Source organism: Mycolicibacterium stellerae (genome assembly GCF_003719305.1).
GTDB lineage: Bacteria > Actinomycetota > Actinomycetes > Mycobacteriales > Mycobacteriaceae > Mycobacterium > Mycobacterium stellerae.
The window spans coordinates 99,457-121,164 of sequence record NZ_RARC01000015.1 but is presented as its reverse complement, the minus strand read 5'-3'; the positions used below and the strand labels follow the sequence as shown (position 1 = coordinate 121,164).

General features: G+C 65.2%; 21 protein-coding genes. 13 read left to right on the top strand and 8 right to left on the bottom strand.

Annotated features, from left to right (window positions below; genetic code table 11):
• Nucleotide 1: 1 nt before the first annotated feature.
• A complete protein-coding gene (locus D6M19_RS19345; protein WP_123026863.1) occupies nt 2-298 on the bottom strand; it encodes a hypothetical protein in 297 nt (98 codons plus the stop codon).
• A 583-nt stretch (nt 299-881) separates the two neighbouring features.
• Here D6M19_RS19345 and D6M19_RS19340 point away from each other — a divergent pair.
• The 5 genes from D6M19_RS19340 to D6M19_RS19320 are packed head-to-tail and all read left to right on the top strand — an operon-like array spanning nt 882 to nt 6,548.
• On the top strand, nt 882-2,522 hold the full coding sequence (locus D6M19_RS19340; RefSeq protein ID WP_123026862.1) for an ABC transporter substrate-binding protein: 1,641 nt from the start codon (nt 882-884) through the stop codon (nt 2,520-2,522).
• A gap of 6 nt (nt 2,523-2,528) precedes the next feature.
• Nucleotides 2,529-3,566: an ABC transporter permease gene (locus D6M19_RS19335; RefSeq protein ID WP_123026861.1), complete on the top strand. Its 1,038-nt coding sequence runs from the start codon at nt 2,529-2,531 to the stop codon at nt 3,564-3,566.
• Nucleotides 3,567-3,569: 3 nt separating this feature from the next.
• Nucleotides 3,570-4,532: an ABC transporter permease gene (locus tag D6M19_RS19330; protein WP_123026860.1), complete on the top strand. Its 963-nt coding sequence runs from the start codon at nt 3,570-3,572 to the stop codon at nt 4,530-4,532.
• On the top strand, nt 4,529-5,566 hold the full coding sequence (locus tag D6M19_RS19325; protein WP_123026859.1) for an ABC transporter ATP-binding protein: 1,038 nt from the start codon (nt 4,529-4,531) through the stop codon (nt 5,564-5,566). Before D6M19_RS19330 ends, D6M19_RS19325 begins: the two co-directional genes overlap by 4 nt.
• On the top strand, nt 5,559-6,548 hold the full coding sequence (locus D6M19_RS19320; RefSeq protein ID WP_123026858.1) for an ABC transporter ATP-binding protein: 990 nt from the start codon (nt 5,559-5,561) through the stop codon (nt 6,546-6,548). The genes D6M19_RS19325 and D6M19_RS19320 overlap by 8 nt, the downstream gene beginning before the upstream one ends.
• On the opposite strand, the gene D6M19_RS19315 is transcribed toward D6M19_RS19320, so the two are convergent.
• The 3 genes from D6M19_RS19315 to D6M19_RS19305 are packed head-to-tail and all read right to left on the bottom strand — an operon-like array spanning nt 6,545 to nt 9,280.
• Nucleotides 6,545-6,994 (bottom strand): cupin domain-containing protein, encoded by a 450-nt coding sequence (locus D6M19_RS19315; RefSeq protein WP_123026857.1) that lies wholly within the window; start codon nt 6,992-6,994, stop codon nt 6,545-6,547. The genes D6M19_RS19320 and D6M19_RS19315 overlap by 4 nt on opposite strands.
• A gap of 36 nt (nt 6,995-7,030) precedes the next feature.
• Nucleotides 7,031-7,438, bottom strand: coding sequence for an Rv0313 family protein (locus tag D6M19_RS19310; protein ID WP_123026856.1), 408 nt, complete (start codon nt 7,436-7,438; stop codon nt 7,031-7,033).
• A gap of 15 nt (nt 7,439-7,453) precedes the next feature.
• Complete coding sequence (locus D6M19_RS19305) at nt 7,454-9,280, bottom strand: Hsp70 family protein (RefSeq protein WP_123026855.1); 1,827 nt, start codon at nt 9,278-9,280, stop codon at nt 7,454-7,456.
• A 137-nt stretch (nt 9,281-9,417) separates the two neighbouring features.
• Between D6M19_RS19305 and D6M19_RS19300 the strand changes: the two genes are divergently transcribed.
• Together D6M19_RS19300 and D6M19_RS19295 are read left to right on the top strand one after the other, a co-directional pair.
• Complete coding sequence (locus D6M19_RS19300; protein ID WP_123026854.1) at nt 9,418-10,923, top strand: FAD-dependent oxidoreductase; 1,506 nt, start codon at nt 9,418-9,420, stop codon at nt 10,921-10,923.
• A gap of 9 nt (nt 10,924-10,932) precedes the next feature.
• Nucleotides 10,933-11,394, top strand: coding sequence for a nuclear transport factor 2 family protein (locus D6M19_RS19295; protein ID WP_123026853.1), 462 nt, complete (start codon nt 10,933-10,935; stop codon nt 11,392-11,394).
• Nucleotides 11,395-11,397: 3 nt separating this feature from the next.
• On the opposite strand, the gene D6M19_RS19290 is transcribed toward D6M19_RS19295, so the two are convergent.
• Complete coding sequence (locus tag D6M19_RS19290; RefSeq protein WP_123026852.1) at nt 11,398-12,060, bottom strand: L,D-transpeptidase family protein; 663 nt, start codon at nt 12,058-12,060, stop codon at nt 11,398-11,400.
• A gap of 62 nt (nt 12,061-12,122) precedes the next feature.
• Between D6M19_RS19290 and D6M19_RS19285 the strand changes: the two genes are divergently transcribed.
• Nucleotides 12,123-13,616 (top strand): bifunctional phosphatase PAP2/diacylglycerol kinase family protein, encoded by a 1,494-nt coding sequence (locus D6M19_RS19285; RefSeq protein WP_123026851.1) that lies wholly within the window; start codon nt 12,123-12,125, stop codon nt 13,614-13,616.
• Here the strand turns inward: D6M19_RS19285 and D6M19_RS19280 are convergent.
• Nucleotides 13,570-14,241, bottom strand: coding sequence for a phosphatase PAP2 family protein (locus D6M19_RS19280; protein WP_123026850.1), 672 nt, complete (start codon nt 14,239-14,241; stop codon nt 13,570-13,572). The two genes, D6M19_RS19285 and D6M19_RS19280, sit on opposite strands and share 47 nt — an antisense overlap.
• Nucleotides 14,242-14,263: 22 nt before the next feature.
• Here D6M19_RS19280 and D6M19_RS19275 point away from each other — a divergent pair, with 22 nt between their 5' ends.
• On the top strand, nt 14,264-14,746 hold the full coding sequence (locus D6M19_RS19275; protein ID WP_123026849.1) for a hypothetical protein: 483 nt from the start codon (nt 14,264-14,266) through the stop codon (nt 14,744-14,746).
• A 437-nt stretch (nt 14,747-15,183) separates the two neighbouring features.
• Here D6M19_RS19275 and D6M19_RS19270 read toward each other — a convergent pair whose 3' ends face one another.
• Complete coding sequence (locus tag D6M19_RS19270) at nt 15,184-15,690, bottom strand: SRPBCC family protein (RefSeq protein ID WP_123026848.1); 507 nt, start codon at nt 15,688-15,690, stop codon at nt 15,184-15,186.
• Between the two features lie 200 nt (nt 15,691-15,890).
• Between D6M19_RS19270 and D6M19_RS19265 the strand changes: the two genes are divergently transcribed.
• Genes D6M19_RS19265 through cysC form a run of 4 tightly spaced genes read left to right on the top strand, consistent with a single transcriptional unit; the run spans nt 15,891 to nt 20,865 of the window.
• Complete coding sequence (locus tag D6M19_RS19265) at nt 15,891-17,282, top strand: sulfatase family protein (protein WP_123026847.1); 1,392 nt, start codon at nt 15,891-15,893, stop codon at nt 17,280-17,282.
• A 6-nt stretch (nt 17,283-17,288) separates the two neighbouring features.
• Nucleotides 17,289-18,086: a trehalose 2-sulfotransferase gene (stf0, locus tag D6M19_RS19260; protein ID WP_123026846.1), complete on the top strand. Its 798-nt coding sequence runs from the start codon at nt 17,289-17,291 to the stop codon at nt 18,084-18,086.
• On the top strand, nt 18,083-19,009 hold the full coding sequence (gene cysD, locus D6M19_RS19255) for a sulfate adenylyltransferase subunit CysD (RefSeq protein ID WP_123026845.1): 927 nt from the start codon (nt 18,083-18,085) through the stop codon (nt 19,007-19,009). Before stf0 ends, cysD begins: the two co-directional genes overlap by 4 nt.
• A complete protein-coding gene (gene cysC, locus D6M19_RS19250; protein ID WP_123026844.1) occupies nt 19,009-20,865 on the top strand; it encodes a sulfate adenylyltransferase subunit CysN in 1,857 nt (618 codons plus the stop codon). The genes cysD and cysC overlap by 1 nt, the downstream gene beginning before the upstream one ends.
• On the opposite strand, the gene D6M19_RS19245 is transcribed toward cysC, so the two are convergent.
• Nucleotides 20,862-21,626, bottom strand: a complete 765-nt coding sequence (locus tag D6M19_RS19245) for a trans-aconitate 2-methyltransferase (protein WP_123026843.1) — start codon at nt 21,624-21,626, stop codon at nt 20,862-20,864. The two genes, cysC and D6M19_RS19245, sit on opposite strands and share 4 nt — an antisense overlap.
• Nucleotides 21,627-21,708 lie beyond the last annotated feature (82 nt).

Sequence of the window (21,708 nt, the reverse complement as noted above, 5' to 3'; positions counted from 1 at the left end):
CCTAGGAACCGTTGGTCACATGCCGACCATGTTCGCCGGGCTGGACCTGCGAGGCCGGCGGAGCAACAACGGGCGGGGTGAACTGGTTCGGTGCGTTCGGATCGATCCGCGGGGCCTTCTCCGTGGGCGAAGGAGGTGCGGCCGGGGACGTCGTGGTCGTCGTGGTGGTCGTGGTGGAGGTCTCGGGCGCCTTCTCTTCTTCCTTGGCGCAACCTGCCATGATCATCCCCATCGCGGCGATCGCGCTCAGCCCGGCAACTGCTGCAAGCCGACGGGGCAAACGACTCTGTGTCCTCATTTAATTGTCCTTATCTGTATACCTGCACCGATAAACGGCAGGAATTACCGACCATGGTGACATACGCAGCGAAGTCGCGCCAGTCCCTTAGCAAAATTTGACGTCGGCGAAGTGCCGCTCAGATGCCACCGCAGATCGACGGCGCAAAGGGTACCGGAACAGGTACGCAAACTCCTACCCCGAAGAACGGCGTGATATCGCCGGTCCGCGCTGGTGGGGGCGGCGCCGGTGGCGGTGACGCGGGTGTGGCCGCGCAGCTGTCCGACGGTGCGTCATACACCGTCCCCCACCCCGCACTCGACGGCACCGCTGACCCCCGCTGTGACGATTGTGGCGAATGCCCTCGCTCCGAATGCAGCCCCGCCCACGGCTGCCAAACGACGAAAGTTTGCTCACGTCGAATGCGTCCTCTGGATAGTTAACGCCTCCAGAACCTTGATTTTAGAAGCGTTTTTCGGCTCGAGTTGCACTGCTACCGAAGGTGACAGAGGGTGTCATACCGAGATTCCCCGAAGCCCCAACCAAGTCCAGCAGAGTGGCGTAGGTGTATTGGGTGTCCGGATCGATTGTCAGAGGGAGCACCATGTTCACACTGCGCAAAATCCTGATGATCGCGTGCGCAATCGCGCTCGCGGCATTCGGAGTGGCCGCATGCGGCAGCGAGAAAAGCGAGGGTGGAAAGGGTGGCGAGATCAACATCGCGCTCACGTCGTTCCCCGACTACGTCGACCCGCAGCTGTCCTACACCGTCGAGGGGTGGGAGGTGCTCTGGAACGTCTACACGCCGCTGCTGACCTACAAGCACGTCAAGGGCAAGGAAGGCACCCAGGTGGTTCCCGCGCTGGCGCAGGACATGCCCGAAATCTCGGCGGACGGCAAGACATACAAGCTGAAGCTGCGGCCGAACATGAAGTACTCGGACGGCACCCCGATCAAGGCATCCGATTTCGCCTACGCCATCCAGCGGTTGTTCAAGGCCGACTCCGGCGGCTCGGTGTTCTACGACGTCATCGTCGGCGCCACCGACTATGCCGACGGCAAGGCCCAGAACATCAGCGGCATCAAGACCGACGACAACACCGGCGACATCACCATCACGCTCGCCGAGCCCAACGGAACCTTCGAGAACGTGCTCGGCCTGATGTTCGCCGCGCCCGTTCCGCCGACAACACCGCTGGACAAGGACGCAACGAACAATCCGCCGCCTTCAAGCGGTCCGTTCATGATCAGCAACGTCAACGCGCCGCGGTCGCTGACGATGGAGCGCAACCCGAACTTCCAGACCGTCAAGGACGCCGGCGCCTCCGAAGTGCCCGACGCCAACGTCGACAAGATCCTCGTCAACGAGAACAAGAACAACAGCGCCCAGGTGACCGATGTCGAGCAGAACAAGGTCGACTTCATGCTCGATCCGCCAGTGGCCGACCGTCTGGCCGAGGTCAAGGCGAAGTACAGCGATCGTTTCCGCATGGAGGACTCGATCAACACCTACTACTTCTTCATGAACACCGAGCGGGCACCGTTCAACGACATCAAGGTCCGCCAGGCCATCAATTACGCCATCGACCCCGAAGCGCTCAACCGGATCTTCGGCGGCCGGCTGCACCCGTCACAGCAGATCCTGCCCCCCGGCATGCCCGGCTACCAGGAATACAAGCTCTACCCCGGACCGGACATGAACAAGGCCAAAGCGCTGATCGCCGAGGCCAATCCGGCGGACAAGGACATCACGGTCTGGACAGATGACGAACCCGACCGCAAGCGCATCGGCGAGTACTACCACGACCTGCTCACCCAGCTCGGCTTCAACGCGACGTTGAAAGTCATTGCGGGCGACGTGTACTGGACGACGATCGGCAACCAGTCGACACCCGATGTGGACACCGGATTCGCCGACTGGTTCCAGGACTTCCCGCACCCGGACGACTTCTTCCGTCCGCTCCTGCACGGGGACAGCATCCTGCCGACCAACGGCAACAACTATTCGCGGGTCAACATCCCCGCCAACAACGCCAAGCAGGACGAGTTGTTGACCAAGCTGATCGGCGACGGCGGTGTGGAGGACCAGTACGCCGCGCTTGACAAGTCCTACATGGAGCAGGCGGTCTGGGCGCCGTACGGAAACGAACAGTTCACGACATTCCTGTCGGAGCGCATGGACTTCGACAAGTCCTATCACCATCTGCTCTTCAACCAGGACTACACCTCGTTCGCCGTCAAGTAGCGGGCGATGGTCTCACCCATCGACTCGCTTGAGGCACCCGGCGAGCCGCCGATCCCGACAGGTGTGCCGATCGCGCAGATCCAGGGGCGCAGCCCCTGGTATCTGGCGTGGCTGCGGTTGCGGCGCAACAAGGTTGCGTTGGTGTGCGCAGCGGTGTTTGTGCTGATCGTGTTGTTCTGCCTTGCCGCGCCGCTGTGGGCCGAGCACGTGGCCCACACCGGACCGAACGAGAACCACATCACCGACACGGTGATGATCGACGGGCAGGAGACCGACGTCGTCGCGCCCGACGGCACGCCACTCGGGCCCGGGCTGCACGGCAAGTTCCTGCTCGGCGCCGACCAGAACGGCCGAGACGTCATGGTGCGGCTGATGTATGGCGGCCGGACGTCGATCTACGTCGGCCTTGCGGCGGCGGCGGTGACGACGATCCTGGCCGTCATCGTCGCGCTGCTGGCCGGCTACTACCGCGGCTGGATCGACGCGGTGCTGTCTCGGATGATGGACATCATCTGGGCATTTCCGGTGCTGCTGCTCGGCATCGCACTTGGCACCACACTGTCAATAGGCGGCCTGAAGATGGGCCCGATCGAAATCGCAGGAGACTCGATCTGGATTCCGATCCTGATCATCGGGTTGGTGTATGTGCCCTACGTGGCCAGGCCCATCCGTGGTGAGATCCTTGCCCTTCGCGAGAAGGAGTTCATCGAGGCCGCCGTCGCTCAGGGCAAAGGCCCGCTGCGGATTATGTTCTCCGAATTGGCACCCAACATCGTGTCCACCGTCGTGGTCTTCTTCACGCTGAACATCGCCAACAACATGCTGCTCGAATCGGCGCTGTCATTCCTGGGTGCCGGAGTACGGCCACCGAATGCCTCGTGGGGATCCATGATCTCCGACGGCTACCAGGTGATCTTCACCGCACCTCACCTCACTGTCGTGCCCGGGTTGATGATCGTGGCAACGGTGTTGTCGCTCAACGTATTCGGCGACGGCCTGCGCGACGCGATGGATCCGCGGGCAAAGATCCGGTTGGAGCACTGAGCCATGGGACAATTCGTCGCCCGGCGACTACTGGGCATGACCGCGGTGCTGTTCGCGATCTCGGTGATCGTGTTCCTGATCTTCAACGTCATCCCGAACTCGGACCCCGCCGCCAGGATCGCAGGCAAGAACGCCGACCCCGCCCTGATCGCCCGCGTCAACGCCGACCTCGGCCTCGACCGGCCGCTGCCGATCCAGTACCTGACGATGATGAAGCAGATCTTCACCGGCCAGTTGACGTCCTACGCCAAGGACCGCAACGTCGTCCAGCAGATCTGGGACGGTGTACCCGCCACCTTCTCGCTGTGCATCGGTGCCGCGATCATCTGGATGTCGCTGGCCATCCTCTTCGGCTATCTGAGCGCGGTGCACGCCGGCCGATTCACCGACCGCGCCCTGACAATCCTTTCCCTGGTGGGCATTTCGATGCCGGTGTTCTGGCTCGCGGCGATGCTGCTGTATTTCCTGAGCTTCAAGGTGGAGCTGTTTCCGACGGGCAGCTATGTACCGCTGACGGAGGACCCCGGCGACTGGGCTTATCACCTGATACTCCCGTGGTTCACGCTGGCCGTGTTGTTCGTCGGCATCTACAGCCGCGTTCTGCGGTCCAACATGCTCGACGCGATGAACGAGGACTACGTACGCACCGCACGCGCCAAGGGTTTGTCCGAACGACAGGTGCGCATCCGCCACGTGCTGCGCAACTCGATGATCCCCGTCATCACCCTTTTCGGACTCGACTTCGGCATGGTGGTGGGTGGCGGCGCGATTCTCACCGAGACCGTATATAACCTCGACGGCGTCGGTCTGTATGCGGGAGAAGCGATTCGGTCGTTGGATCTACCGCCGCTGATGGCGGTCGTGATGTTCGGGGCCTTCTTCATCGTGTTCTTCAACACCATCGTCGACATCCTGTACGCGGTGCTGGATCCTCGCATCCGACTCGGAGAGGCGGCGCCGGCATGAGCGCGATCCTGACGGTCGATGACCTTCGGGTCAGCTTCGCCACCGAAGACGGTGTGGTCAACGCCGTCGACGGCGTCTCCTTCGACCTGGCAGCCGGCGAGGTGCTGGCGATTGTCGGCGAATCCGGTTGCGGTAAGAGCGTCACCGCCCAGACGTTGACGGGTCTGACCCGGGCACCGAATGCCAGGATCACCGGCTCGGTCAACTACCGCGGCCGGGAGATCAACGGACTCAACGACAACCAGCTGCGCGACGTCCGCGGCGAACAGATCGCCATGGTCTTTCAGGACCCGATGTCTGCGCTGAACCCGGTCTATCGCGTCGGCGACCAGATCGTCGAGATGATCCGGGCGCACCGCGACGTCTCCAAGAAGGAAGCTCACGCGAAGACGGTCGAGCTGCTGCGGTCGGTCGGCATCCCCAACCCGGAGCGGCGGGCACGGCTCTACCCTCACGAGTTCTCCGGCGGTATGCGGCAGCGCGTCATGATCGCCATGGCACTCGCACTCGAACCCGACGTGCTGATCGCCGATGAGCCGACCACCGCCCTCGACGTGACGATCCAGGCGCAGATCCTGCAGCTGATCGACCGGCTCAATCGCGAGCGCGACCTCGCGGTCATCATCATCACCCACGACCTCGGTGTCGTTGCCGAGGTCGCCGACCGGGTCCTGGTGATGTACGCGGGCCAGGTCGTCGAGGACGCCACGCTCGATGAAATCTTCTACGCGCCAAAGCATCCCTACACGTGGGGGTTGCTTGGTTCGCTCGCGAGGCTCGATCAGCCGCGGACCGCGCGGCTCACGCAGATCCCAGGGGCGCCCCCGTCGCTGCTTGCGCCGCCGCCGGGCTGTCGGTTCGCACCCCGCTGCTCCCATGTCTTCGACAGGTGCGCCGAGCCGCCGCCGCTGGAGGCCCGTACCGGCGGGTCCCACCTCGACCGGTGCTGGCTCGACGCCGAAGTGAAGGCACACCACGGAGTACGCGTGGGGGCACCACCCACCCGAAGGGTAGAGGGAGTGCAGCATGGCTAACGGCGATCCGCTTCTGGAGGTGACCGACCTCATCAAACATTTCCCGATCAAGTCGGGAGTCGTCATCGACCGCGAAGTCGCGAGGGTGCGGGCGGTCGACGGCGTCAGCTTCACCCTCAGGGAGGGCGAAACACTGGGCCTGGTAGGCGAATCCGGATGCGGAAAGTCGACGCTGTGCCGCGCGATCCTGCAACTGACAACCCCGACGTCCGGGTCGGTCCGGTTCGCCGGCCAGGAGCTGGTCGGCCGGTCGCGCCGCGACCTGCGCGCGATGCGCCGCCAGATGCAGATGATCTTCCAGGACCCGTTCGCCTCGCTCAATCCGCGCAAGCGGGTAGGCCAGATCATCGGCGATCCGCTCGAGCTGCACGGGCTGGCCCGTGGTGGCGAGCTGAAGCGGCGCGTGCAAGACCTACTCGACCGCGTCGGACTGCAGGCCGAGCACTACAACCGGTTCCCGCACGAGTTCTCCGGCGGCCAGCGCCAACGCATCGGCATCGCCCGCGCACTTGCGTTGCGGCCCAAGCTGATCGTCGCCGACGAGCCCGTCTCCGCGCTCGACGTTTCCGTGCAGGCCCAGATCATCAACCTGCTCGAGGACGTGCAGGAGGAATTCGGGCTGTCCTATCTCTTCGTCGCCCACGATCTGGGCGTCGTCCGTCATGTGTCCGATCGGATCGCGGTCATGTATCTGGGCAAGATCGTCGAGAACTCGGGCGCAGACGAGCTGTACGACAAGCCGATCCATCCGTACACCAATGCGCTGCTGTCCGCGGTGCCGATTCCCGATCCCAGGCAGAACGCCGCACGCGAACGCCTGGTGCTCGAGGGTGATGTGCCAAGCCCGATCGATCCGCCTTCCGGCTGCCGCTTTCACACCCGGTGCCCGTGGTCGACCGATGTCTGCACGTCAGACGAGCCGCCGCTGCTCGACCACCGCCCAGAACACCTCGCGGCCTGCCACCATCCGCGCAACGTCTAGGGGCAGGCTGCGGGAGCGTCGTCTCTGACAGTGCGGTCCGCGGGCAGTGTGTAGGTCACCACCACATCGGCGTCCTCGGACCCGGTGTTCCTGACGACGTGCGCGACTCCGCCAGGCAGGAAGACCGTCTGGCCGGCGGAGTACGCGGTTGGAACGCAGTTGGCGGCGGTCTGGACGAATACAGTGCCTTCGGTGATCACCGACTGTTCGGGTCCAGGGTGGGCGTGCCAGCCGCTGCTCGCGCCTGGCTTGAGAACCAGGCTCTGTACGTAGAACGCCGTCTCCTCGCCGAAGGTGGCGATCGAGATCGGCGTATCGGTTGTGCCCTTGGCCAGATCGGTGCGCTGGACGTCACCTTCGGCCGGGGTGGCCGACGCGGAGCCTGCGAGAGCCAATACGACACCCATCGCCGCCGCGACCGGGAGCATGCTCGTGTACTTCAGCATGCTCCAATGCTACGAAGTGCGGCTATTCGCCGCCGGCTATTCGGCGTCGCCGGCGGAGTCGACGGAGGTGTCGGAGACGTCGGGCGACGCGTCCAGGACACTGACCGCGATGCCGTACGGGAGGAAACGCACCTTCCGGGTGGCGTCGGTGTTGTTCTTGTTCGCCCGGAGCGCGTCGAGTTCCGAGGCGTACACCTCTTCGACATGGGCCTTGCCGTCACCGTCGACGGTGTAGATGGACCACACCCCGTCACCGGTCTCACCGGTCGTTTCCGGCTCGTGCCGCTGACGGCGCGAGAACTCGTCGAAGATGACACCCAATCCGGCCCGCTCACCGGTCATGTCGAAGAGTTTCCCGACCGCGTCGCGCAGTCCCTCTCCGGCCTCACGAATCACTCGATCAAAGTCGTCCGGGTCGAATCCGAACGGACCATTGCTGCTCATCTATCCAGTGTGCCACTAGCCCCAGGGACTCTGTGGGTACAGCGGCTCCTGATAGGCGGGCGGCTGCTCAACGGTGCCCCGGTTGGGCACCTGGATCGGCACCGGCACCGGCACGAAGGGGACCGTGATGTAGCTGGTCGTCATCGACGGCGTGGTGCTGGTCGTCGTTGTTGTCGTCGTGGTCGTGGTGGTCGGTGACGTCGTGGTGGTGGTCGGCGACGTTGTTGTCGTGGTCGGCGACGTTGTCGTCGTTCTCGTGGTGGTGAGGTGCTCCGTCGTCGTCGGCGTCCAGGTGGGTGTCGGCGGTGGCGGCGGAGGAGGCGCTTCGCTGGTGATCGTCACCTCCTCGGGAGGTGGCGCAGGCGCCGGTGGCGGTTCCGGCGGTGGCGGATTTTCCTCCTTCGGCGGCGGCGGTGGCTCGGGTTCTGGCTGCTTGGGTGGTTCCGGACGCGGCGCTTCGCTGGCCTTGGTGCTTTCCGTCGCGCTGGTCAGCGCGTAGGCCACCCCGCCGACCGTGATGATGGCGATGACAGCGGCGACACCGATCGCCAACACCGTTACCCGGTGCCACGGTCGCCGCTGCGGCTGGTAGATCCTGCCCGTCGTCGGCGTGTACTCGAGCACCGGTCGAACGTCGGAATTCGTTATCTCATATGGGTTTTCACCGGTGTAGGGAACGACGTCGTCGCCGATCTCCTCCTGGGACCAGGCAAGCGCGCGGAATGTCGCAGAGCCGGGCGCGTCGGCACCGGGCCCGTTGTAGACAGGTTCGGCCACCGTCACATCGGTGGCGGCGGCGGCGGCACCCGTCGGGGCGTCCGCATCGAGCGCGGTCGCCGCATTGGCCCCCGTCGGGGCGTCTGCATCGGCCCCGAACGCGGCGAACAGCGCGGCGCCGACGGCACCGTTGAGGCCCGGCTGGGGTGTGGTCACCACCGGAAGCGCGGTGTGTTCGGAAAGCCGCTGAGCGACAAGGGGAATGCCTGCTCCGCCACCGACGATCGCAACCGCCGCCAGGCCGGTCGGCGAGGTGCCGGTGCGTTCGATCAATTCGTCCATGGCAGAAACAACGCCGTCCAGCGGCACTCGGATCAGGTCCTCGAGTTCGCCTCGGGTCACCCTGATATCGGCTCGGTAGCCCTGGAGTTCGAGGACCAGTTGGGTCGCGGTATCGACCGACAGCCGCTCCTTGGCCCGCCTGCATTCCTCCCGCAGCTTGGTCAGCGACTCGACCGCCGTGGTTCCTGCCGGGTCGACCTTGTCGGTGAGGCTGTCCAGGATGTGAGCCAGCAACGCCTGGTCGATCAGGTCACCGGAGAAGTCCGGATACCGAACAGGGTCGCCGATCGGTTCGAAACCCGACGTCGCGTCGGCAAGAGTGATGCTGGTGCCGCTTCCGCCGAAGTCGAGCAGCGCCACCACACCCTCCGCGGCGATACCCGGGTTGGCCTTCAGCGCAGTCAGCGCGGCGACGGCGTCGGAGATCACCCGTACCGGCTGGCCGGTCTGCGACAGGGTCTTGCTGTTGCCCAACGCGCCGCGGAATGCCCATATCGTCGTCGCGTTCCAGTGCGCGGGAACCGCGATCGCGACGTCGGACGACGGTCCACCGCCCAGTTCGACCATCGCGTCGAGCGCTTCGACCAAGAGTTGTTCTGCAAGGTAGCTCTTGCCGTCGGGGGTCACCAGCGGCACCCGGTCCCCGACCCGTTCGACGAATCCGGTGATCGTGCCGCCCGATTGCCCGAGGGTCAGCATCGAGCGGCGCGTCACAGGTTGATTGCCGACACGCGCCGCGACCAGGTTTGTTGTCCCGACCGACAACCCCAGAGGGTCGCTCATAACGGCCCACACCATAGCCCTGTTCTGGGCAGATACCGTTTAGACACTCCGTGCACAGCCCGTTTGAACAGCGTTCCGCCAGCATGCTTTTGAGCGCTCGAGTTTTATCACCGCCCCGCAGGGTAATGGCAAAGCCTATGACTTCCTTATGGCTGGCCGACCGAGCAAATCGACCATCACCGCCAACTCCGTTGCTGGAGACCGACCGCTCCGCCGACGTGGCGGTGGTCGGAGCGGGGATCACCGGGCTGACCACGGCCGTGCTGTTGGCAAGGGCCGGCAAAAGCGTCATGGTGCTTGAGGCGCACTCGGCGGGCGCCGGTGCCACCGGTAACACCACGGCAAAGATCAGCCTGCTGCAGGGCACCAAACTCTCGAAAATCATTGCCAAGCACGGCGCTAAACGCGCGCGTCAATATGTCGAAGGCAATCGCGAAGGCCAGAGCTGGCTGATCGGGCATTGTCAGGCGCAGGGCATTTCGGTGCAGCGTGAAGACGCGTTCACCTACGCGCAGTCCGAGGAAGGCATTTCCTCGGCGAGGGCAGAACTCGAGGCGTGCAAGGCCGCAGGCCTGGCCGCGGAATGGGTCGACAATGCCGACGTGCCTTTCCCCTTCCACGGCGGCGTTCGCCTCCCCGATCAGGCGCAGTTCGACCCGATGCCGTTGTTGGACAGCCTGATCGTGGAGCTAGAAGAACGGGGTGGACGGCTCGCGCAAGGCGTTCGCGTGCAAAAGGTTTCGGGACAGGGCGACGAGTTGGCGGTGCACGTGCGCACGACCGACGCCGACGAGTTCGTGGTGAATGCCAAACAATGTGTGCTCGCCACCGGAATTCCCATCCTCGACCGCGGCGGGTTCTTCGCGCGCCTGAAGCCGCAACGGTCCTACTGCATGGCCTACCGGGTACCGGGCGACATCACCAGCGGCATGTACATCTCGACGGACTCCCCGACCCGGTCTGTGCGCTACGCACCGACCGCCGACGGTCAGCGCCTGATCGTCGGCGGCGCCGGGCATCCGGTGGGGCACGCGAAACAACCCGCGTCGTCGGTGCAGGAACTGGACGCCTGGGCCAAATTGCACTACCCGGGTGCGATGCAGACGCACTACTGGTCGGCACAGGACTATTCGCCCGTCGACGAGCTGCCCTACGTCGGACCGATACTTCCCGGCAACGACAAGATCTTCGTCGCAACGGGTTTCGACAAGTGGGGTATGACCAACGGGACAGCGGCGGCGCTGGCGTTAGCCAGCCGAATCCTCGGTGGCCGAATGGATTGGGCCGAGTCGTTCGCCAGTTGGAGCCCTCACGAGCTGTCCGGAATCCCGAAAGCCATGCAGAACAACCTCGAGGTGGGCTTCTATCTCGCGAGGGGCTGGATCACTCCGGTGACCCGGATCGGCGATCGCACTCCGGACGACGGCGGCGTCGTGAGCGGCCCGCCATGGCAACTCGAGGGTCGCAGCGTCGTGAACGGCGTTGAGCGTCGCGTGTCGCCGGTCTGCCCTCACCTGGGCGGCATCGTCAATTGGAACGACGCCGACGAGTCATGGGAGTGCCCGCTGCACGGCTCAAGGTTCGACCCCGCGGGCAAGCTCCTGGAAGGTCCTGCGACGAGGGATCTGACAGCCGCTCAGTAGTATCCCCGCATGGGCGATATCGACGAGATCATGCGGGTGAAGTACCGGTACATGCGGGCGCTGGACACCAAGCACTGGGACGACTTCGCGGACACGCTGACCGAGGACATCATGGGCGACTATGGAAGCTCGCTCGGTGAGGAACACCATTTCACCGATCGCGACACGCTGGTCGAGTTCATGCGCACCTCGATGCCCGCGAACGTGCTCACCGAACACCGGGTCACCCATCCTGAGATCGACGTAGACGGCGACGAGGCCACCGGCATCTGGTATCTACAGGACCGGGTGATCGTCCCGGACTTCGACTTCATGCTCTACGGCGCCGGGTTCTACCACGACCGCTACCGGCGCACCCCCGACGGCTGGCGCATCTCCGCGACTGGATACCAGCGCACCTACGAGGTGAACATGTCCACCGAATCCATCACCAATTTCAAGGTCAATCCTGGTGCGGCGCTGAATATTTGAGCTCTATTGGGTGACCGCGATCAACGCGCCCGGCTGAAGCCAGCGGATGATCTCGACAAGGGTGCCGTCGTCGATCGCGACACAGCCTGCTGTCGGTCCGCCGTCGGTGGCGTGCAGGAAGAACGCACCACCGTTGCCGGGTACGCGTTGCTTGTTGACGCCCATCACCACCGCGTGCACGTACTGAGGAATCTTCAGGTTCTCGGTGCCACTGGCCGGGTCCGTGCTGAACGGGCACTGCGAGCGCTTGCACACCTGCATGGTGTTGTAGGTGGGGCTCTTCATGTCGCCGTCCCACCAGTGGTCGGGGCCGACCTGGACGTACTGCAGGCCGCCGCCGGGGTTGGGCGCTGTGCCGAAGGCGAAGTCGAGGGTGAAGATTCCCATCGGCGTTTTCGCCTGGCCGTCATGGGTTTCGGGGGCCATACCGTTCTCACCGACGAAGGCGGGGATACCGGTCCTGACCGCTTGCCAGCCGGCTGTGGTGTTGGAGAAGACGTCGATCTTCGCCGATGAACCGCCCGTTCCGACAACGGAAATCACTTGGGTGGCGTTGCCGACTTTCGGGGCGAACCAAGGCGTGTAGTCGGCGTTGCCGATCGGCGCAACAACCGTCGCCAGCCCTAACGACAGCGTCGCTATCAGCGGTACCAGCCAACGACGCACGGGCCCATGGTTGCATACGACGAGGCGGTTGAGCCGGTAGCCGGCTGGGTAAGTTGGCGTCTATGCGGTTCCGTCGAAAGCCCCAGGGCCTGCGCGGCCTTACCCAGATCGGCCAGGGTCTCGGCACCCTCGATCGCGAGGTCTTCGAGGCGGTCGCGGAATCGCCGAGCCCCCTTTTGGACACCACCATGCCGCGGTTGAGCCGGGCCGCCGACCATTCCAAACTTTGGTTCGTCATCGCCGCCGCGCTGATCGCCACGCGGCACAAGGCGTCCGCCAGGGGCGCGCTGCGCGGAGTCGTGAGCCTGGCCATCACCAGCCTTTTCACCAACCAATTCGCCAAGCGCGTGTGGAAGCGGCCGCGGCCAAACCCCACGTTGGTGCCCCTGGCCCGGCAGAGCCGGCGCTTTCCGACGTCGAACTCGCTGCCGTCGGGGCACTCGGCCAGCGCGGCCGCGTTCGCGGTGGGGGTCGGACTGGAGAATCCACCGGTCGGGTTGAGCCTCGCCCTGCTCGCCGGTCTGGTCGGCCTTTCGCGGGTCGCCGTCGGCGCGCACTATCCGGGCGACGTCTTCGCCGGGTTCGGAATCGGAGCGGGCATCGCGGTGCTTGGCGGCCGGATCGTGCCGCCGATCGTCCCCACCAAGATTCCCACCGCCGATCCGCTGCGGGTGACTACGCTGCCGCGACCCGACGGCGCGGGCGTCGTGCTGGTGATCAACCCGGCGTCGGGCAGCGGGACGGGGGCGCGTGTCGTCGACGAAGTGCGCGAAGCGCTGCCCAAGACCGAAATCGTCGAGCTCGGTGACGACGACGACATCGAGGAGGCGTTGCGCGACGCGGCCGAGCGCACCGAGGTCCTCGCCGTCGGCGGCGGCGACGGCACCGTGGCGTGCGCCGCGAGCATCGCCGTCAAGCAGGGAATTCCACTTGCGGTCTTCCCCGGCGGCACCTTCAACCACTTCGCCAAGGACATCGGCTGCGACAGCGTCGCCAAAACGGTCGAGGCGATCCGACGCGGCGACGTTTCCTGCGTCGACCTGGTGTGCCTCAACGACGAACAGATCGTCGTCAACACGGCAAGCATCGGCGCCTATCCACGGTTCGTGCAGACACGGGAGAAGCTGGAGCACAAGATCGGCAAGCCACTCGCGGGTCTGTACGCGATGTTCCACACCCTGCGGCGCGAGGAGCCGGTGCGGATCTCCTACGACAACAAGACCCTTCAGACATCGCTGTTCTTCCTCGGCAACTCGACCTATCTGCCGTCGGGCTTCGCGCCGTCACGCCGGACGAGGATGGACGACGGCCTGATGGACGTACGCATTCTCGAAACCGGCCGCAGGTTCAGCAGGCTGCGCATCGTCACCTCGCTGGCCCTGGGGCGACTTACCCGCAGCCCGCTATACCACGAGATGCGGGTTCCCGAGTTCACCTTCACCGCTGTGGACGGGTGCACTGAGCTGGCGCACGACGGCGAGATCGGCACCGCGTGCGACGAGGCCAGGTTCAGGGTGAACTATCGTGCGCTGCCGGTTTTTCGTCCGCTGCCGTGATCGGTGCGGCGGGCGGCACCGAAAGCACACATACGACGAACCACGCATAACCCAACGCCCATCCGGCGATCACGTCGGACGGGTGATGCACGTTGAGCGCCACTCGCCCGAACCCGATCGTGAGCACGATGATCGCGCCGACGACGATCAGCCAGGCTCGCAGCGGTCTGCGCACGACGGGCAGCAAGACCGTCAGAAACGCGAGCACGCTGACCATCACGCCGACGGCATGTCCCGACGGGAACGACGTCGACGATGCGTCAACAAGGGCCCCGGCTGGTCGCGGACGATTTGCGGCGGCCTTGGCCACTTCGGTGATCACACCGCCGAGCTCGACGGAGATCACGAGGAACATCGCTACCCGCACGTTGCGCCGGGCCAGCGCGACGACGATCACAACCAGCGCGATCAGCCGAAAAGCCGTGGGCCCCAACACTGTGCAGAACACGTCCCAGAACACGACCCAACCGGGGTGGGCAATTGCCACATCGTGCAGCGCATCGAGGGCGAACCGGTCTGTGGCGTCGATCCATTGCCACTGCTGCTCGACGCCGAACCACAGCAGCAAATAGAGGGCAACGGCCGACGCGGCCACGCCAACGAGCCAACATTTCCGCGTCGTCACGGTTCCACGCTACGGTGCCCTGATGGCCGTGTTTCTTCGCAAGCTGCTCCGCATCGGAGGTTTGCCCGAGGACCTCAGGGCGCAAGCCGAAGCCGAGGGCATCATCTATCTGGCCGAGTACCTCCCGGTCACCCGCCGATTCAGTGGATCCGTTCCCGGTAAGAGATCCAATACCAACATCTCGAGCTATGTCGGCTCGCTGGTGATCACCCCGCAGCGTGTTCTCGGCACGCTGTCGTCGGTGCCCAAACTGGCGGGCCGCACCATCGACCAAAGGTGGGACGCCGACCAGAGCGGACCCGTCAAGGCCGACATCTCCGAGACCGGGCTGCACATCGAGGTCGACATCGGTGAGGTCGATCCGAAGTTCGACGGCCATCTCTCGTTGAACTACAAGACCCCGATCCCCGAGGACGTCCTGATGCGCCTGCCCCGCAGGTCGCTCGCGTTCGAGGTGCCGCCCGAGTATGTGCTGCGCGCCGTGGGCGTCCCCGCTAGGGGATGACAGTGGGTCGCTAATAAAATCCGCTGGCAAAATGCCGTTTTCTACAGCGGAAAGAGGCGTCCTATGCGCCCGACAAGATCACGACCCATCACTTCACTCTTGGCTGCGGTTGGCACAGTGTTTGCGGTATCCGCAATGATCGGCGCACCCGTCGCCGTCGCCCAGGGTTGCAAGCCCAGTCAAGTGTGGCTCAACGGTGAGTGCACTTATCCTGCAGATGACTCCGGCGGGCCTCCGACCGAACCAAGGCTCACTACCGTCCACGGCCCGCCGCGCAACCCGGACGCGTGTCTCCCAGTCGGCGACGGGATGTGCGCGTAGATCGCGGACGTAGTGAACATCGACGTGAAGCCGAAGATGTCGGCGGCGACTAGTCGGCATGCACTCAGAGCGGCCAGGTAAAGAACGGTGTATCCCAGGCTCGCCAGCACTTGACGTCATGAGTCGGGTGTCGGGGTGGAGAACCAGCGACCGTTTTCAAGGTTGTGACCCGCCCGGGTCAGCGCGAAAGTCAAAAACCGCGGCAGGAGGGGCCTAGCCAGTTTGAACGCGAGACGCGGTTTGTAGGCAAGGGTCCAGCGCACGAGGGTGGCCTCACTGCCGTCGGTGTGGAAGTGGTAGTCCTCAACGCAGGCGTCGAACAACGGCACTTGCGTGCTGTCGACGCGGAATGCCCAGCGTGCGCCCTCATCCCAGGCCAGGATCGTCTCTTCGAATTTGACTCGTGCAAAACGGGCCGTCCGGCGCGAGCCCACGCCATGAGGCGCCGGCGTTTGGTACCGGCCCCTTCGGTCGAAGCCGGGGTAGAACTCGCCCCAGGCAGCCGGATTGTGCGCAAGCGCTGCGAAGACCTCGCTCGGCGGGAGGCCGACGTTAACGGCGACATCGAGGCGGGCGGGAGCCGTGTCGAGGAAGTCCACATCGACGGATTCGCAGTCGAACATGTGAAATCTCTCCTCGCACTCTGACGGAAGGAAATATACGACCCGCCGCAGCGATCCATCGGATCGTGGCGCCGGCGGCGACCTTCAACAGCCTGCGGATGAACTCGCAACTGTGGATAACTAATTTCCACTGATTCAAATGGTTGCCGAACGGGTCGTCGACCTGTTCGGTGTAGCGACAGCATTGGAAAGGACTCTCCGTGACCGACCCGATCAAAGACAACGTGCTGATCGTGCACTGGCACGACCTCGGCCGTTATCTCGGCGCTTACGGCCACGCAGACGTGTCCAGCCCCCGGCTCGACCGGCTGGCCGCCGAGGGCATTCGGTTCACCCGCGCGCACGCTACCGCGCCGCTGTGCTCACCCTCACGCGGATCCCTGTTCACCGGCCGCTACCCGCAAAGCAACGGTCTGGTCGGGCTGGCCCACCACGGCTGGGAGTACCGCCCCGATGTGCGCACGCTGCCGCAGATTCTCGCCGACGCAGGTTGGTACACGGCACTTTTCGGGATGCAGCACGAGACGTCATATCCCGCGCGATTGGGCTTCGCAGAGTTCGACGTCTCGAACTCCTACTGCGAGTACGTGGTGGAACAAGCCACTGCGTGGCTCCAGGACGCTCCACGGCTGTTGGACGAGACGCCGCGGCAGCCGTTTCTGTTGACGGCGGGCTTCTTCGAGACTCACCGCCCTTACCCGCCGGAGCGTTACGAACCGGCCGACCCCACGACCGTCACCGTGCCCGATTACCTGCCCGACACCGACGAGGTCCGGCAGGATCTTGCCGACTTCTACGGCGCGATCGCCGTGGCGGACGCCGCCGTCGGCCGGCTGCTCGACGCTCTCTCCGCCACCGGTCTCGACCGCAACACCTGGGTGGTGTTCATGACCGACCACGGCCCCGCGCTCCCCCGCGCCAAGTCGACGCTCTACGACGCGGGCACGGGCATCGCCCTGATCGTTCGTCCACCGTCCCGGCTCCGGTACGCCGCGAAGGTCTACGACGAACTGTTCAGCGGCGTCGACCTGTTGCCCACCCTGCTCGAGCTGCTCGGGCTCGAAGTGCCCGCCGACGTCGAGGGGATATCCCACGCTGCGACGGTCGGCGCGTCGCCGCCGATCGATACACCCGTGCGCACCGCCGTCTACACCACCAAGACCTATCACGACTCCTTCGACCCGATAAGGGCCGTTCGCACAAAGGATTACAGCTACATCGAGAACTACGCGGCCCGACCCCTTCTCGATCTGCCGCTGGACATCGCCGACAGCGCCCCCGGCAAGGCGGTCGCGCCGCTCATCGGTGGCAGGCGTCCGGAGCGCGAACTCTACGACCTCACCGACGATCCCACCGAGTCACACAACCTGCTCGGCGAGGACGCGACGGACAAGTCAGAGGCGATCGCCGACGATCTCGCCCTGCTGCTGCACGACTGGAGGTTGAAGACGCGCGACGTGATCCCGTCCGAATTTGTCGGCGTCCGGATCTCCGAGCGCTACACCGAGACCTATCTCAGTATCCACGGCCGTGTCCTCGCGAGCAGGTCGGCGATCGCCGCCGACCGCGGCATCGAAGAAGACCACAGTTAGGCCGCCATGGCAGCATCCGCATACCTGGTACTGGCGTCGCAACGCAGCGGCAGCACGCTGCTCGTCGAATCGCTGCGGGCCACAGGCGTTGCCGGTGAGCCAGGCGAATTCTTCCAGTACCTGCCGACCACAAGTCAGTCGCCACAGCCGAGGCAGTGGTTCGAGGGCGTCGATGACGAATCGATCCTGCGCCTGCTCGACCCCCTCGACGAGGGCAAGCCCGACCTCGCTACGCCGGAGATCTGGCGTGACTACATCCGCACGGTGGGCCGCACGCCGAACGGAATCTGGGGCGGCAAGCTGATGTGGAACCAGACGCCGCTGTTGCTTGCGCGCGCAGCCGGGCTGCCGGACCGGTCCGGCGACGGCCTGCTTTCGGCGATCCGAGACGTCGTCGGCACCGATCCGTATTTGATCCACGTGTATCGCCCCGACGTCGTCTCGCAGGCGGTTTCGTTCTGGCGGGCCGTGCAGACGCGGGTCTGGCGCGGTAGGCCCGATCCGAGACGAGACTCCGCGGCCGAGTACCACGCAGGCGCCATCGCGCATGTCGTCGGCATGCTGCGGGCACAAGAGGAGGGCTGGCGAACATGGTTCGCCAAGGAGAACCTGTCGCCGCTCGAGGTGCCGTACCCGGTGCTCTGGCGCAACCTCACCCAAATCGTCGGCACCGTCCTGGAGGCGTTGGGGCAGGACCCGCAGCTGGCGCCGGCCCCGGCCCTGGAGCGGCAGGCCGATCAACGGTCCGACGAGTGGGTGGACCGATACCGAGTAGATGCCGAGAAGGAGGGTCTACCAACATGACCGCACCGCCAACCGATTACGACACCCTGCACGTCGACGAGCTGCGACTGCTGGAGGCCGAAGCGGTGCACATCATCAGGGAAGTGGCCGCCGAACTGGAGCGGCCAGTACTGCTGTTCTCTGCGGGCAAGGATTCCATCGTGCTTCTGCGCCTGGCGGAGAAGGCATTTCGGCCCAGCCCACTGCCCTTCCCGGTGATGCATGTCGACACCGGACACAATTTCGATGAGGTGATCGAGTTCCGTGACCGCAGGGTCAAAGGAGTCGGACACAAGCTGATCGTCGCGTCGGTCCAGGAGTCCATCGACAACGGTCGAGTGCCAGATCCCGGACCGGGAGCGTCGCGAAACCGGCAACAGACCCGAACTCTGCTGGATGCGTTGGAGGCCGGCGGATTCGACGCGGCATTCGGCGGCGCCCGCCGCGACGAGGAACGGGCCCGCGCCAAGGAACGCATCCTCAGCTTCCGCGACGAGTTCGGCCAGTGGGACCCGCGCTCCCAGCGCCCCGAGCCGTGGTCGCTGTACAACGGCCGGATCAAAAAGGGCGAACAGGTCAGGGTGTTCCCGCTGAGCAACTGGACCGAGCTGGACGTGTGGCGCTACATCGAGCTGGAAAACCTCGAGCTGCCGTCGATCTACTTCGCCCACGAGCGTGAGGTGTTCGAGCGGGACGGCATACTGCTCGCGGTGTCCGACTACGCCGGGCCTGCCGACGGTGAGACCGCATCTGTGGAATGGGTCCGCTATCGCACGGTCGGTGACCTGACCATCACCGGTGCGGTCCGTTCGACGGCCACCGACATCGAGCGGGTGATCGAGGAGATCTCTGCGGCAACCGTTTCCGAACGCGGCGAAACCCGCGCCGACGACCGCACCTCGGCCGCCGCCATGGAGGACCGCAAGCGCGAGGGGTACTTCTGATGACCCGACAGCTACTGCGGATCACCACTGCGGGTTCCGTCGACGACGGTAAGAGCACGCTCATCGGCCGCCTGCTGCACGATACCGACAGCCTGCCGACCGATCATCTGGAAGCCGTCACCGACGAGGAGGGTGTCGCGGACCTCGCTGCGTTGTCGGACGGCCTGCGCGCCGAGCGTGAACAGGGCATCACCATCGACGTGGCGTACCGGTTCTTCTCGACCGAATCGCGGAGCTACATCCTCGCCGACACCCCCGGCCATGAGCGCTACACCCGCAACATGTTCACCGGAGCGTCCAACGCGCACGTCGCCGTCCTGCTCGTGGACGCCAGCGCAGGTGTGCTGCGGCAGACCCGCCGTCACGCCAGGATCGCAAAACTGTTGGGCATCAAGCACTTCGTCGCCGCGGTGAACAAGTTCGACCTTGTCGATTTCGATCGAGCCCGATACGGACACGTGGAAGACGAACTGCACCAGGTCGCGGACCGACTCGGCGGCATCGACGTGACGGTGATCCCTATCGCCGCCAAACACGGCGACAACGTGGTGCACCGGTCGGACCGCACTCCGTGGTACGAAGGGCCGACCCTGCTCCAATACCTGGAAGACGTCGAGCTGACGGCGCCCCAACCCGAAGCGGCCCGACTACGGCTGCCGGTGCAGTGGGTGTCCAGGCCGTCCGCCGAGCAGCGCCGCCGTTACACCGGCCGGCTGTCCGGCGGGACCCTGCAAGTCGGCGATCCCGTCATCAGCCTTCCTGCGGGCACCCGATCGACCGTCACCGCTATCGACACGCTCGACGATTCCCGCGCGATCGCCGTTGCGCCGCTGTCGGTTTCGATCGAACTGGCCGACGACATCGACGTGGGCCGTGGCGACGTGTTCGTCAGCGCCGACGAAGACGCGGTCCTTCCCGTCCAAGCCCGCGAGCTGGACGCAACCGTCTGCTGGTTCGCCGACAGCCCGCTGCGTGCGGGTGACCGGGTCGCGCTCAAGCAGGGTGCCCGCACCGTGCGGGCCACCGTGCAGGCGCTGCATTCACGACTGGACCCCGAAACGCTCGACGACCTCGACAATCCAGTCGAGTTGGTGCTCAACGACATCGGCTCTGTGACGTTGCGGACCAGTTCGGTAGTCGTCGCCGACCCCTACACCGAGGACCGAGACAGCGGCGCCTTCATTCTGATCGACGAGACCTCCAACGACACCGTCGGCGCGGGCACCATCACCGAGCCTCGCGAAGTCAAGCCTGGTGTGCAGACCAGAAACGACATCCGCTGGCATCCCTCGTCGCTGGATCGCGACCACCGGTGGAATGCCACCGGTCAACGCGGCGCCACCATCTGGTTCACCGGGCTGCCTGCGTCCGGCAAGTCGACGCTCGCGGTCGCCGTCGAGCGGGCCCTCGTCGAGTCGGGTGACGTCGCCTATCTGCTGGACGGTGACAACATCCGGCACGGACTGTCCGACGATCTCGGCTTCTCGGCAGGCGACCGCGCCGAAAACATTCGGCGCGTAGGCCATCTCACCCGATTGTTCGCCGATGCCGGCGTCGTCGCATTGGCTTCGCTGGTATCGCCGCTGAAGTCCGACCGGGAGATCGCCCGGGCCCTCAACAACGCCGCGAAGCTGCCGTTCATCGAGGTGTACGTATCCACATCGCTTGCCGAATGCGAGCGACGCGATCCCAAGCGCCTCTACGCGCGGGCCAGGTCAGGGGAACTCAAGGGGCTGACCGGGGTCGACGCCCCGTACGAGGCACCCGAAAACGCCGATCTGGTGCTCGACACCGCCGGCGCCGATATCGACGACCTCGCAGCGCAGGTGATCGAACTGCTCAACCAGCGCCGCTAGCCGACCTGCGCAACCACGAAAATCCGACGGAACGGGAAGAACGTCTTGCCGTCCGGTCGGGTGGGGTAGGCCTCGTCGAGCAGTGGGATGAGCTGTTGGCGGTACTGCTGCCACGACTCCTCCGACAACCGGTCGATCACCGGCCGCAGCGCCGTGCCCGTGATCCACTCCAGTACCGGGTGTTCGCCCGTCAGCTCATGGATGTACACGGTCTCCCAGGCGTCCACCCGGCAGCCGGCATCGGTGAGCACGGCGGCATACTCCGCCGGATTGCTGACCACCTTCCCCTCGCGAAACGGCATGTCACGCAGCTTGTTTGCAAAGGGCTCCCGCCTGGCCACGGTACGAACAGCCTCGTGCGACGGCGCCTGGAAATTCCCCGGCATCTGCACCGCGATCCACGAACCACTCGGCAGATCGACCGCCCAGCGCACCAGCAACTCGACGTGCTCGGGCACCCAATGCAGCGTCGCGTTGCTCACCAGCACGTCGGTGTCGGGCTTGGGTTCCCACGTCCGGACATCACCTACTTGCGCGTCCACCCCGCGCTCCCTTGCGGACTCGACCATCTCCGGGGAGCTGTCCCATGCCTCGATCACCGCGTCGGGCCAGCGCTGCGCCAAGGTGGCGGTGAGATTGCCTGGGCCGCAACCCAGGTCGACGACCCGACGCGGATTCTCGGCGCCGACCCGTGACGTCAGATCGAAGAAGGGCCTGCCGCGGTGGTCGGCGAACGTGAGGTAGACGTCGGGATTCCACATGGCTCACAGTGTCGCACCTGTCGGTTCACAGGCGGTTCGCAGCGGCCGACCAGGGCCACCACCAGCAAAGCACGGCACGGTG